The organism is Sporosarcina sp. FSL K6-5500 (genome assembly GCF_038005665.1).
In the GTDB taxonomy this organism is placed as follows: Bacteria; Bacillota; Bacilli; order Bacillales_A; family Planococcaceae; genus Sporosarcina; species Sporosarcina psychrophila.
This window is the reverse complement of the sequence record NZ_JBBOTP010000001.1, coordinates 876,162-888,491: the sequence shown is the minus strand read 5'-3', so window position 1 is coordinate 888,491 and position 12,330 is coordinate 876,162. Positions and strand designations below refer to the sequence as shown.

At 38.7% G+C, this 12,330-nt stretch carries 13 protein-coding genes; 5 read left to right on the top strand and 8 right to left on the bottom strand.

What is annotated here, in order from left to right; translation table 11 throughout:
• Window positions 1-118: 118 nt before the first annotated feature.
• From MKX62_RS03845 to MKX62_RS03820, 6 genes are all read right to left on the bottom strand, one after another.
• Window positions 119-907, bottom strand: a complete 789-nt coding sequence (locus MKX62_RS03845) for a helix-turn-helix domain-containing protein (protein ID WP_340740779.1) — start codon at window positions 905-907, stop codon at window positions 119-121.
• Between the two features lie 572 nt (window positions 908-1,479).
• Window positions 1,480-2,097, bottom strand: a complete 618-nt coding sequence (locus MKX62_RS03840; RefSeq protein ID WP_338655239.1) for a peptidoglycan DD-metalloendopeptidase family protein — start codon at window positions 2,095-2,097, stop codon at window positions 1,480-1,482.
• 101 nt (window positions 2,098-2,198) lie between these two features.
• Complete coding sequence (locus MKX62_RS03835) at window positions 2,199-2,327, bottom strand: YvrJ family protein (protein ID WP_082786727.1); 129 nt, start codon at window positions 2,325-2,327, stop codon at window positions 2,199-2,201.
• Window positions 2,328-2,403: 76 nt separating this feature from the next.
• A complete protein-coding gene (locus MKX62_RS03830) occupies window positions 2,404-2,622 on the bottom strand; it encodes a DUF2922 domain-containing protein (protein WP_187045791.1) in 219 nt (72 codons plus the stop codon).
• 110 nt (window positions 2,623-2,732) lie between these two features.
• Entirely contained in the window at window positions 2,733-2,954 is a 222-nt protein-coding gene (locus MKX62_RS03825; protein ID WP_067212838.1) for a DUF1659 domain-containing protein, read from the bottom strand.
• An 880-nt stretch (window positions 2,955-3,834) separates the two neighbouring features.
• Complete coding sequence (locus MKX62_RS03820) at window positions 3,835-5,805, bottom strand: AraC family transcriptional regulator (RefSeq protein ID WP_340740778.1); 1,971 nt, start codon at window positions 5,803-5,805, stop codon at window positions 3,835-3,837.
• A gap of 382 nt (window positions 5,806-6,187) precedes the next feature.
• Between MKX62_RS03820 and MKX62_RS03815 the strand changes: the two genes are divergently transcribed.
• The 4 genes from MKX62_RS03815 to MKX62_RS03800 all read left to right on the top strand — a co-directional run bounded on the left by MKX62_RS03815 (window position 6,188) and on the right by MKX62_RS03800 (window position 8,531).
• Window positions 6,188-6,622: a MarR family winged helix-turn-helix transcriptional regulator gene (locus MKX62_RS03815; protein WP_067212805.1), complete on the top strand. Its 435-nt coding sequence runs from the start codon at window positions 6,188-6,190 to the stop codon at window positions 6,620-6,622.
• Window positions 6,623-6,708: 86 nt separating this feature from the next.
• Window positions 6,709-6,936, top strand: coding sequence for a DUF2798 domain-containing protein (locus tag MKX62_RS03810; protein WP_340740777.1), 228 nt, complete (start codon window positions 6,709-6,711; stop codon window positions 6,934-6,936).
• A gap of 190 nt (window positions 6,937-7,126) precedes the next feature.
• Window positions 7,127-7,597 (top strand): peptide-methionine (S)-S-oxide reductase, encoded by a 471-nt coding sequence (locus MKX62_RS03805; RefSeq protein ID WP_340740776.1) that lies wholly within the window; start codon window positions 7,127-7,129, stop codon window positions 7,595-7,597.
• 664 nt (window positions 7,598-8,261) lie between these two features.
• The gene (locus tag MKX62_RS03800; RefSeq protein ID WP_340740775.1) at window positions 8,262-8,531 is read left to right on the top strand and encodes a hypothetical protein; all 270 of its coding nucleotides are present in this window, start codon (window positions 8,262-8,264) and stop codon (window positions 8,529-8,531) included.
• A 151-nt stretch (window positions 8,532-8,682) separates the two neighbouring features.
• On the opposite strand, the gene MKX62_RS03795 is transcribed toward MKX62_RS03800, so the two are convergent.
• Window positions 8,683-10,035, bottom strand: coding sequence for an IS1182 family transposase (locus MKX62_RS03795; protein ID WP_338652378.1), 1,353 nt, complete (start codon window positions 10,033-10,035; stop codon window positions 8,683-8,685).
• A gap of 629 nt (window positions 10,036-10,664) precedes the next feature.
• Here MKX62_RS03795 and MKX62_RS03790 point away from each other — a divergent pair.
• Window positions 10,665-11,390 carry a DUF421 domain-containing protein gene (locus MKX62_RS03790; RefSeq protein WP_340740774.1) on the top strand — a complete coding sequence of 242 codons (726 nt, stop codon included), beginning with the start codon at window positions 10,665-10,667 and terminating at the stop codon, window positions 11,388-11,390.
• An 85-nt stretch (window positions 11,391-11,475) separates the two neighbouring features.
• On the opposite strand, the gene MKX62_RS03785 is transcribed toward MKX62_RS03790, so the two are convergent.
• Window positions 11,476-12,327, bottom strand: coding sequence for an IS3 family transposase (locus MKX62_RS03785; RefSeq protein ID WP_187045316.1), 852 nt, complete (start codon window positions 12,325-12,327; stop codon window positions 11,476-11,478).
• Window positions 12,328-12,330 lie beyond the last annotated feature (3 nt).

Here is a 12,330-nt window from a genome sequence, read left to right as displayed (position 1 = left end):
GCCAATGTGCTTGTTACCGTCTCATCTAACCCTCGCCAACCGTCTCATTTGGCAAAGGTTATGGGACTATTTTATGCTGCTAATCGGTCTGTTGGAAACGCGAATCTAGTACTTTATTTCATCGGCAGAAAAATCCCTCAACTGGCACGTCATAATCCATGAAAGCCTCGCTGAATAAAGCCTTGCCGATTAGTTCGCGCAAGACGCCAGAATAATAGCCAGGCAGATTCCGGATTTTTTTCTGTTTGGTTGTTTGAACCGCAATACGAAGGGCGTGCATGGCTAATTGCTCGAACAGTTCTCCTTTGTCTTCGTGAATACTGAATTTCAGCATTTGCAGGGACTGTTTCCGATAGACGCCGTAAAAATTACGCGCTAATTTACTTTCTCCGATTGTTGAAGAAAGAAGCGATTTCATTTTACCGAAAAGTGTAGTAGGCACAATTTCCGTAGGAGACGTTCTTTTAAGATCTTTAGTACTAATCGCTTTAGAAAGAAAAGCTTCGTTTTGCGGTTTAACAGGTTCAACCTTACTGCCAGAAGGCTTTTCGTCCCTCTCCGGGGTGTTCAATTTCGACTGGTCATTAGTAGGTTTAATGACATAAATGTTAGCGCCTAGACCGCTCATAACGGGGCGGATATAGTGAATGCGTTCGATGATTTCGAGCTTTTCTAACTTGCGGATGGCGCGTCGAACAGTTGCATTTGATTTCTTGATAGCCTTTTCGATTGTTTCGTGTTTCAAATGTGCAGCACCGTATTTAACGGAGTAACGACGAATCATATCGAGAACAGCCCGCTCTGTTTGGTTCATATCGTTCCAGTTCGTGAGTACGTGTTGCCTTGTTGCTGCGTCTAAATCGTGTTTGTTTGTGAAGTGTGCGTATTCAGATAGGTAAGTTGTCATAAAGAATATCCCCTTTATTCTTTATATAGAAGGGAATTGAGATTTAGGGGACAATGTTGTGAAAAAAGTTTTTGTGATTTTTTTAGAAGATGGCAAGCGCATTAAATGAAAAAATCCAGTGAGAGGGAATGGAGCATACTACCGCGTTGGCGGATACTACGTAGTACAATTTCTAAGAAGTTCGTACAAATTTAAAGTTCTATATGAAAGGGCTTTGTTCTTTTCGAAAACGCGTATATTAGAGTAGGACCAAACGGGGTAGTAAAAATACTTGAATAGTTTTTTAGGTACGTTGTACGTGAAGGTATTCAGAACATACAAGGAAGTCTCCAACAAAGCCCGGAAACTGTCCAACCAACTTCGCAAAGTCTCCAACCAACTCAGGAAAGTGTCCAACAAACAGGGAGGTTTCCAACAAACTCTTCGAAGTGTCCAACGAAAGCCTAGAGCTGTCCAACGAACTCGGCCAAGAGTCCAACGAAAACCTCAAAGTGTCCAACAAACTAGTCCTAGACTCACTCGTAAAAGCCCAATTGCTCATAAAAATGAGCAATTGGGCTTTTTCATACTTATTATACCTCGGCACCAATGACCACATTATCTTTCGCCACTTTAGCAAGTGCAGCTGTCGTCAACTTCCCTGGAATTCCGTCTACAACAAGTCCAAAAGCCTTTTGAAACGACTGAACCGCGGACTTTGTAGCTGGCCCGTTTAGTCCATCCACAGCAATCTTGTAACCTATTTTGACGAGCAAGCTTTGTATTTCTTTTACTTCATGATCGACAACATAATATAACGGATCAACCGCATTCGTAAACTTGTTGTTCCAACGACCAATGTGGACCTCGAAATGAAGATGGATCCCTGTACTTTTTCCAGTCGTACCTTTCACGCCGATACGTTCGCCCTGTTTGACAATCTGCCCGACTTTCACACTGATAGAATGTAGATGTGCATACACGGTTTCAAACGTCTTTCCACCGATTGCGTGGACAATCATAACCGTGTTGCCATAACCATTTGTAGACTTAGAAAAAGTAACTTTCCCAGCAGCTGCTGCAACGATCGTATTGTTTGAAGAAGTATTTCCGTAATCCACACCCCAATGCATCGTTCGCAAATGCGTAATCGGATGGATGCGGTAACCGAAAGGAGACGTGACACGACCCTCGCATGGTTTAATAAACATTAATTCCCTCCTTTCTCCAAATTAAGTTCAACTAGTACCCAGCAACGCAACGCGAGCGAGTAGTCCTACTGAAATTTCCATTGATGGGAGATGATTAAAATTCACTGCATTTTTAATGAAACCAACACATCATGGATCGCAACGAGTTTTGTTTCGAGCCGGTGCAAAAGATAGAATGATACGAATATCGGGAAACCGACTTCCTGTATGAGACTCATCCATTGTTCCATCTCATTTCCTCCTCTCTAAATACATAAAAAAACCGGTCCCCAGTCCGAAAACTGGTGAACCGGTCGTTGCTGTTTGTTAGCCGTTTACAAGTTCTGTTACATTGCGCTCAATAACCCGAGCGCTAACAACTGTTGCGAGTGGAGCGCCGTTTACTTCGAATACATTTGCAGCGATGATCTCCTGCATCGCCGCTTCGATGCTTTGCGGCGTCAAATCTGCGCGGGGTTCATCCACCGTCAAACTCACCCTTTTCCCGCTTGCTGTGTTGAAGTTCAATTGTAGTGTTTTAGCCATTTTTTATCCCTCCTTTTCCATTGTCTAGACTTCGGGCGCCACGTCGCTAGATTGACTTATGCCCGTCGCGTCTAGCGGGCGCCCTGCGCTTTTCCTAATTTGTTAATTGGTTAGTCAATCAAACTCGATGTTTCCACGAGATCCGCTCCGATGAACAACAAAGTTGAGAGCCGACCAAGTTGCTCCAGCGCTTTGTACAAGTCCTCAGCTGGTGCATTTTCTTTGATATAGCGGTACGTCTTCGATTTACGGATAATCTTTCCGTCCTCTGTCAAACCACCGTCGAAGAGAACGCGGCCCGCCGCGTGTTGAAATTCGATTGTTGCAGCCATGTAATCACCTCCTTTCACCCTCTATATAGAGTGATAGGGAAGGAAAGGGGACATTGTTTATGAAATGTTTGGTGTTTGTCGAACATTTTTATAAAGGCCTTCTTAGAGGCAACATCTCTAAAGAAAAGGCGATTTCAGATTTTACTTGGGATGCAATGAAACTCATTTATTAAACATAAAAAAACGCTAGTGTTAAGTAGCCTGTAGCGTTGTAAAGAAGTGGAAATATGTAAAATACCCTCAATAAGGAAATGGGTACATAGATTAATAACTTGCAGAAACAAAAAAAGCTCCTAATGTAGATAAGGAAACGACGACTAAATTTCAGGTATTTGGTGTATGACGCTATCCTAGTAACTCACTACAATTCCATATTTATAAGGCATGGACTAGGTTTTTACTGCAATTTCTAATTTTATTTGAGTTTTATGCAACTGCGCGAATCGTTCATTGTAGTTTGTTACACAGGTATCGATTTTATTTCACAAAGAAATTCAGCGTTGAAATAGCGGTAAAGGCGGGGGAGAGATTAGCGAAATTTCATGAATTTCACAAAACACTCTTGTTTACATTGTGGCGGGATGTTATATGAAGGAGATAGCTACAAAACAGGCTACGCAAAAGTCGCTTTACGGTGACTTCTTCGTAGCCTTTCTGTAGGTAAGAATTCCAGGTGCGCTGTGCATAAAATTATTACGACATTTCATTACAATTATATATTTATAAGGCGTGGATTAGGTATTTACTTCAATATCTATTCCTCTTTGAATTTCTGTGAAATTGAGAGAAGAGTTGTTTGTTCCACAGGTACCGATTTTCAAGCCGCTATAGCCATGTAGCATACAATCCTGCAGAGCCGCCACAGACTATTGAGTTTCCTCTATTTTTGGGAGGCTTCAATCAGCCAATCAGCCAAACTGTTTATTTGTCCTTCCACGGCAATCGGGTCGCGAAACCATGACTGGCTTTCATTCCACAGGTACGCTTTTCCATCTCGAATCGCAGGCAAGTTGCCCCAAATCGGATCAGCCTGAAGTTGCTCCAACGTCGAATCTGTCGTCAGAATCAAATAATCCCCAGTATATTCAGGCAACATCTCTAATGAAAACTCATGATATGAGCCTGTTAACATATCGTCAGGAATCGTAGAAGGTGGATTTGCGCCTAACATTTCATACATGATCCGACCTCCGCGACCGGACTTCGGTCCGAACAAAAATGCTGTGCCGTCGTATTCTTGCATGATAGACACGGTTTCCTCCTCATCGAGCGCTTCCTGTACTGCATCGTGCAATTTACCGGTTTGATTCTCAAAATTGGCAATCCATTGTTCGGCGTTATCCTTTTTATCCAACAAATCACCGAAATAACGCATTTCCTCCTGAATGGAAGTAAAGCTGTCATAAGGCATGGCAACCGTCGGCGCAATTAGCGAGTACTTGTCCACTGTCTCTGCTTGGGCAATTTGCGTAATTATTAAATCCGGTTCCAATTCAAGTAGCGCCTCTAGTGAATCCTCGACATTAGTCACACCATCGAGCATACCTTCCAAATACGGACTTTTCATTAAAAAATTTTCAGCTGCGACCGGCTGGACACCAAGTGCCACCATGGTACCTAAAAAAGCGGGCGCCGCTACACGTTGCGGATGCGTAGGTACGTCTACATCGCCCATCGCCATCTTAATTGTTCGCATTTCGACGTTGGCGGGTACCTCGTTATCTGCTTGACTCGAATTTGATGCATTATTTCCGCCCGTGCCTTGCGCTGACGGCCCGCATGCCGACGCAACCATGGTCAGACACAACAGAGCAGTCGCTAATAGATTTCTTTTGTTACTGGCCATATCATTTCCTCCATCCACTATAAAATGAGAATGATTATCATTATCATTATCATTACTATTAACATGATACATCGGTGGACGAGGTGCAACAATGGACAAATCTAACCTCTTCATTGTATTTTTTGAAACTGTATGTTGATATTTCTTACGGTATTGCCCTGGAGTTATACCTGTATGTTTCTTAAATATACGGTTAAAATACATGGTATCCGAATAACCTACATAAGTAGCTATTTGTTGTAGCGTCGCTATGGAATCACGCAGCAATTTACGCGCCAAGTCCATGCGCAACCGAACCACATAATCAAGGGGACTGCATCCCATCTGTTCTTTGAATTTCCTCGAAACATATTGTGGGGTGTAATTCAATTGCTGAGCCAACTGCTCCATGGAAATTACCCCACGATAATTCCTTGCAAAATAACGGATCACTTGCTCAACCATTGACGGCACGCGGGCATGCTCTGTCCGCTCCCGCAATGCTGCATGCGCGAAACGGATGAAATCCCCTTGGGCCTTCATCCGGCTCAATCCATCAATTTGCCCGATGTTCTTCACTGTGTCGAGCTGCCCGTTGTCCCTTCCCGTTACTTGTTGCCAGTCCTCAAACATTGTTTCAAGCATCTCCATCAAAGCAAGCGGTTCAAACGGCGATACCCCCCAACTTTTCATAAACGGATTATCAGTTTGCATCATCATATGAAACTCAAGCATTGCTGAAGCCGGCAACGAAGCTTTGTATAAAATCATATAGACATCAAGCAAGTCTTCGGATTGAACGGTTACCCGTTTCCCTTTGCCGATATGCAACAAATGATAACGCTCGGACAGCCACACGTCACCGTCCACCCACAATTCAGCACGACCATTAGCCGTAAATATAAACATACTTGCCGGCGTTACATAATCATGAATTTCATCGCCACGCCCAATTCGTTTCACCCGGACATCCAAAACTCGAACGATGACTTGATTCCACAGTTGAATTTGCTCGACTATGTTCATATCAATGCCTTGTAACTGACTGTATTTACTCTATCCATCAGATCGCTCCTCCAAATAAATTACGATTAAAATAATTATGAATCTTATTATATTTTGATGTTACAATAACGAATACTATCAGATTATGTCAAGCGACGAAAATGTCAGGTACCTGTTCGTTAATTCACTACAATTACATATTAATAAGTCGTAGATTAGGTATTTAGTATAATATCTAATCTTCTTTGGATTATTATAAAATTGTGTAAATTGTTCATTGTTGTTTGTTGCAGGTACCGATTTTACAAATAAAATAAGGGGGTTGAAGCCGCTCTAACACAGGAGTTTCTTCCAAATCTTTGTTACTATATAAGCATATGAAATAAAAGAATGGAGCTTTTAAGTGGATAACAAACGTACAGATAAATTAGAGCAATTTCAAAATGTATTCCAAGATGTTTTTGGGAAAATGAAAGCAAAACAAAACTTTTATCCTAAAACGGAATATAAATTAAGTAATGGTCATATTACGATTCTTATACATTTGCATCATGTAGAAAAATGTAGAGCAAGTGATATTACTAATTATTTAGGCATCACTTCGGGTGGATGTACTGTTTTAACAGAAACGCTTTTAAAACATAATTTAATTCAAAAAAAGCGTTCTCCGAAAGATAAACGAATTGTGGAATTGACTTTAACAGTAGAAGGTGAAAAGATTGTTGACCAAATAATTAAAAGTCGTGTTATGAGTTTTACGCAGCTACTAGTGGATTTAGAAGAAAATGAACTGGATCAAATGATTTCAGTATTTCAAAAACTGAATCAAAAATTATAAAATACATTAGAGAATTGTTGTGAAAAGTGGTACACTTTTTCTATAAGTAATTATCTTACTAGGTAAGATAATTAAGGAGGAGTATTTTGAGAATTAAAGCACGCTATAAACAATTGATTTTTGCTTTTTTAATGGCTTTAAGTATTAGTATGTTTATTTCGTTTGTATTAGTTTCAATTAATATTGGGTATGGAAGTACCTTTTTGAAAACGTGGTTAATAACATGGAGTAGAGCTTTCATATGTGCCTTTTTTGCAGCTTACTTTTTCCCACGCTATATCCAGAAAGTTATGGCCAAAATTGAATTTATCTAAGAAATATACGCTGCATGATGCTAATCAAAAAACTCGAAATCCAAAAAAGTGAGTTTTTTTAATGTATTAGATAAACTTGTAACTAAAGCTGTAGATCTCTAGTTATAGATTTAGAATAAGGTGATTACAGTTTTTCCCTATTTACTTGGAATGGATTTCTTGTGATTTTTCAACAAAAAGGAGAGTCAATATGGAAGTAGTATATTTTGCAGGTGGATGCTTATGGGGTGTACAAGCTTTTATAAAAACGTTACCTGGAGTTACGTTTACAGAAGCAGGAAGAGCTAATGGAACAAGTTATACACTTGAGGGTGATTATGATGGGTACGCCGAATGTGTAAAAACAGGATTTGATCCGACAATTGTAACGATCAGGGAATTAATGGGGTATTTATTTGAAATCATTGATCCATATAGTTTGAATAAACAAGGACAGGATGTTGGCGAGAAATACAGAACAGGCGTATATAGTGAAAAGCCTGAACACTTAAAAGAGGCAAAGGCGTTTCTTAGTGAGAGAAATGATTATGACCTCATCGTTGTTGAAGTATTACCTCTTACAAACTATGTGAGAAGTGCAGAAGAACATCAAGATAGGTTAGCTAGATGTCCAAATGATTATTGTCATATTCCAGAAGAATTATTAACTAGGTATAAGTAAGGGAGCATATTAATTTCAGATACTGTGTCGACATTCTGACTACTCGTTACTATTACATATTTATAAGGCGTGGATTAGGTATTTACTACATTATCTAATCTTTTTTTGCGTGTTTATACAATTTCGCGAATTGTTTTTTATTACACAGCTTTGCTACAAAAAAATTATAGATCCATGACGTCTTATGCCTAGACGAACGATGCTCTCATACTCTATATAGACAAACCATTCGAAAAAGGATACAACGTGATGACATTTACTTTTTCTTCACGATGGTAATGATTATGACCATAAGAACGAACCACTTCTGCCATGTTTTTTTCCAGCGATTGCCGTTAGACTTACCATTCGGTGCCAATGAGTTTACCAGTGGCGGAACGATAAGAAAGTGGAAATTTACAGTGTTAAGGGTTTTGAAAGATAAAAAAGCCTAACCCCTCTAGTCTTTGTGCAATTATGTGAATTGTACGTTATTGTTTGTTGCATCCACACATTTAATAGGCAAATATAAGCCTAAACTATTTATTTATTCCGAATTTATGATACTATAGACTTATAAGAAGCACGTGCATAAATTCTGAATTATGTCCGAGTTATTCAACATAAGGCTAACTTTCTGCACTTGAATATGGTGTTTATTAAAATGGGAAGTGGGGTTATATGGATGAAGAGAGCTTTTATTATATTGGGTAACAATAAAGACACACAAGAATTAATTGATAATCTGAGAAAGAGGGATAGTGGGACGATTACCATCGTTGATGAAGAACTTGGAAATGGGCTTTCTAGAAGAGGCGATCTTACCTATGTGAATTGGACTTATGTAGAAAGTGTCAAGGACATGGATCTCCCATTCGTCTATTACCACCACATACCACCAACGCATCGTAGGGATGGACGGAAATGGAGAAGGAGTTTAAGTAGTGTAGGGTGAATGGTGACGGTAGATTATATTTAGGTTCCTGTGCATAAAGCTATTCTAATTTTTAACTACAATTGAATCAATTTCATAATGCGTACTTTTAAAAAATCATAAAGAAACAGAATTTGAAATGATTTCTTAAAAAAACGAATGAAATAGACGATTATGCTGTTGCGGATAGTTGAAGCTGTGTAAGACGATCAACTGCAAGTTTACTGGCATTGTATGCAATATGAACCAAGTCGAAATGAACTTTGGCTTTGACTCCGGTACAATGATAAATCTGATCTAGCAGAAAAAAGCCTTTTAGATAAGCATTTACACGTTCAACGGAACTTCGTTCCTTATAAATTTCATCCCATTTCATTGACCCACGTGCTGGTGCTGTGTAACGTCTTAGATCGCCAGAAATTTTCTTTTTATAGATTTTCTGACATAAACTGTCGTTAGCTAATGGGCAGTCCTTACATTCGTTTGGCCGTGTGTATTTCAACGTTTTGTACTTCGCATCGAAGCTATCATAACGATAGGAATGTTCCCGCACGCATGTGGGTGCGAAATGCTCATCAAAGCCTATTGGCTCGGGCTCGTTCTTCTTATTATAAGCAATGATAGATTGCGCTCCATTACGATAAATCTGTTCATAAATTGGTTGGTAGTCGTAACCAGCATCCATTGTCACATGTTTTATTTTCAATAACGGAAGGCGTTCTTTAGTACCTTTTAATAATGGGATTGCAGCTTTTCCATCGTTAAGATTACCAGAGGAAAACAGAGATTGAAGAATGTATTGGCTCTTCGTCCCAACTGCCAGATGACATTTGAATCCGTACCAAAATACGTTTTTCCCTTCACTGTTCTTCTTTATTCCCCACTTTGGTTGTGTGGGAACTGAGGAACGAAGTTCCTTAAGCGGTATATCAAGTTGGTATTCAATTTTCTTTTCGTAAACCGGAAGATTCGCTTCTATTTCGGCTTTATCAATTAGCCATTGTTCACGTTCCTCTTTCTTTTTACGCCCTCGTTTTTGGGGTTCTTTTTCAACCTTATCTGATTTATATGGAGCACGATCACGTGCTTCTACATGCGTTGCATCAATGGCTATCGTTTCATCTGAGACGAAACCTTCTGATATAGCCTGAAGAAGTAGGCTTTCTTGAACAATTTCTAACGCATCAGAATCGCTAATCAATGTGATCATACGTGAATAAGAAGCTTCGGATGGGATTTCATCTGATACCAAGAATCCACAATCAACTTTAAATCGTAAGTCTGTAGAGAGACGTTTTACTAAGTCTTTAATAAAAGGAATACGCTCGGTGATTCGGATGATCAATGAATAGATCATTGCAGAGTAATTAAGCGATTGTTTAGGTCCGAATCTAGACTTTTTCATTACTACGTCAAGGATCGGATGAATCTCAATACCGGATAAAATTGAATTAAATCGATGGGTAGGTTCCAAATCAAATAAAACTTTCATGTCAAACAGGCTTTCTTGTCGTATAATAGGCATAGAGCATTTCTCCAGTCTGTTAATGTGTGTGTCAGAACTCTCATTATACAGGATTTGGGGAGGTGCTCTATTTTCTTGCCGTTTTATACTTAGAGCCGCAAGGGCTCAGAGATATGAAATTGATTCAATTACATATTTATAAGGCGAGGATTAGGTATTTACTATAATATTTAATCTTCTTTGGTTTTTCATTCAATTGAGTAAATTGTTCATCTTCTTGTTGTGATAATTACTATTATTAATCAATTTCAGTCATGGACGCAGGTATCTATCGAGAAAGGGGCATTCCTTCAGTGAATTGTGGACTTACTTCATATAATATGGGAAATATATATAGATTAATGAATTAAAAGATGTAGCTAAAATTCATACGCTAACAGCTTTTGATTATCATTCTAGGGGAATGAAACTATGAAATAAACCTTAAAAGTAACTCTGGAGTTAAATCAGAGTTACTTTTTTTAATAGAATAGTTGATGAAATTTCAGGTACCTATTTTCAAATCTAATAGAGGTTAACTTTCACTTTCGGTAAAAATTGGGGAATGAGGTTATATTTAATAGCTGAATTGGAAAGAGTGATAGTGATCGTGATTTTTAATTATCTGAACTAGAGAAAGTGGTGTCAAGATGTTGGAATTTATGAAGGATATGCTCCTTATATTAGGAAGAATAGTTACTATTATACCGTTGTTATTGTTTACCACACTATTTATGGGGAAACGTGCCATTGGTGAATTGCCGGTATTTGACTTTTTAATCGTCATTATATTAGGGGCACTTGTTGGAGCTGATATTGCTGAACCTGATATTAAACATTTGCCGACTGCTTTTGCTATCATTGCGATCGGCGTTTTTCAAAGGATTGTTACGAGATGGAAAATATCTAATCGTAAAATAGGCAGATTACTAACATTTGAACCAACCGTTGTTCTTCAAAATGGAAAATTTGTGAATGAAAACTTAAAGAAAATTCGTTATTCTATTGATAATATCCTTCAAATGCTTAGAGAAAAAGATGTATTTGATATTAACGAAGTAGAAACAGCAATTATTGAAGCAAACGGGGCATTAAGTGTATTAAAAAAACCACAAAAGAATTCGGTGACGCTAGAAGATATGAATATCATAAAACCAACGTCTACGATTTCCTTTCCTGTTATCGTAGAAGGAACACTTTACACAGACGTGTTAAGAGATGTTAATTTAGATGAAGCATGGCTAAAACAAGAATTAGACAATCAAGGTGTTAATGAGCTAAAGGATGTTTTTTTTGCCTCTATCAATCGCAATCGTGAACTGCATATTTCTTTAAAAAATGAAAAGAACTTAGCTATTCCGACTATAAAACACTGAGTGTCAGGTAGCTGCGCGCGAAACTAATCAGTTTGAATGTCAGGTACCTATGGTTTGCCCCCTATATATCGGACGCAGTTAAATACTAGCTTTGAGGTAACAAGTGCGCTTCCAAGAAGGCTTTAGGTGTCTTATACCCTAAACGTTTTTGGCTTCTCTCATCGTTAAAGTAGTTGCGGAAGGCCAGTAAGTCGATTTTAGCCTGTGCATAATTATTCAAAGGATAATGAAAATCAAATTCGGTTTTGAAGTGAGAAAAGATACTTTCAATGACCGCGTTGTCCCAACAGTTTGCTTTTCTCGACATACTTGGCGTAAAGCCAAGTTCCTTTGATTTCTTATGGTGCTGAAGTGATGTAAAGACACTTCCTTGATCGGTATGGAAGAGAATGCCTTTCATTGACTGAAGATCACGTTCGTTCATTGCCATATGAATAGTAGCTTCCACTAGCTCATAAATCGGCCTGGAACCAACAGCCAGCGCAATTAGTTCTCGATTGAACAAATCAACAATAGCTGAAATGAACAGTTTTGCGCCCTCTGCTTTGATTTCGGTGAGGTCCATAACCCATTTTAGATTCGGAGAATCTACATCAAAATTTCGATTTAATATATTTGGATAAACATGGCCAACAAGGTTTGTTCTTGTTTCTCTAGTGATTCTTGCCTTTCTTATCTTAGATGCTAAATTCAATTCATGCATTAATCTGGCCACGCGTTTATGGTTTATAATATGGCCTCTTTCTTTAAGTTCTCCTGCAATATGTTTACAACCATAAGTACCTTTGCTCTTATTATACGTTCGTTTTATAGCTTTAATATCTCGAAGATCGCGTTCTGATGGTCCTTGTTGTGGGCGCTTCATGTAATCATAATACCCACTTTTTGATACACCAAGTGTCTTGCAAAGTCTTTCAACCGAATATTCCTTTCTCAAAGA

What these genes read in the sequence shown, in the direction of transcription:
- MKX62_RS03800 (WP_340740775.1), top strand. Translation starts at nt 8,262, where the DNA reads ATGAAGAGAGCTTTTATTATATTGGGTAACAATAAAGACACACAAGAA.
- MKX62_RS03830 (WP_187045791.1), bottom strand. Translation starts at nt 2,622, where the DNA reads ATGGCTAAAACACTACAATTGAACTTCAACACAGCAAGCGGGAAAAGG.
- MKX62_RS03840 (WP_338655239.1), bottom strand. Translation starts at nt 2,097, where the DNA reads ATGTTTATTAAACCATGCGAGGGTCGTGTCACGTCTCCTTTCGGTTAC.
- MKX62_RS03825 (WP_067212838.1), bottom strand. Translation starts at nt 2,954, where the DNA reads ATGGCTGCAACAATCGAATTTCAACACGCGGCGGGCCGCGTTCTCTTC.
- MKX62_RS03805 (WP_340740776.1), top strand. Translation starts at nt 7,127, where the DNA reads ATGGAAGTAGTATATTTTGCAGGTGGATGCTTATGGGGTGTACAAGCT.
- MKX62_RS03790 (WP_340740774.1), top strand. Translation starts at nt 10,665, where the DNA reads ATGTTGGAATTTATGAAGGATATGCTCCTTATATTAGGAAGAATAGTT.
- MKX62_RS03835 (WP_082786727.1), bottom strand. Translation starts at nt 2,327, where the DNA reads ATGGAACAATGGATGAGTCTCATACAGGAAGTCGGTTTCCCGATATTC.
- MKX62_RS03845 (WP_340740779.1), bottom strand. Translation starts at nt 907, where the DNA reads ATGACAACTTACCTATCTGAATACGCACACTTCACAAACAAACACGAT.
- MKX62_RS03820 (WP_340740778.1), bottom strand. Translation starts at nt 5,805, where the DNA reads ATGAACATAGTCGAGCAAATTCAACTGTGGAATCAAGTCATCGTTCGA.
- MKX62_RS03795 (WP_338652378.1), bottom strand. Translation starts at nt 10,035, where the DNA reads ATGCCTATTATACGACAAGAAAGCCTGTTTGACATGAAAGTTTTATTT.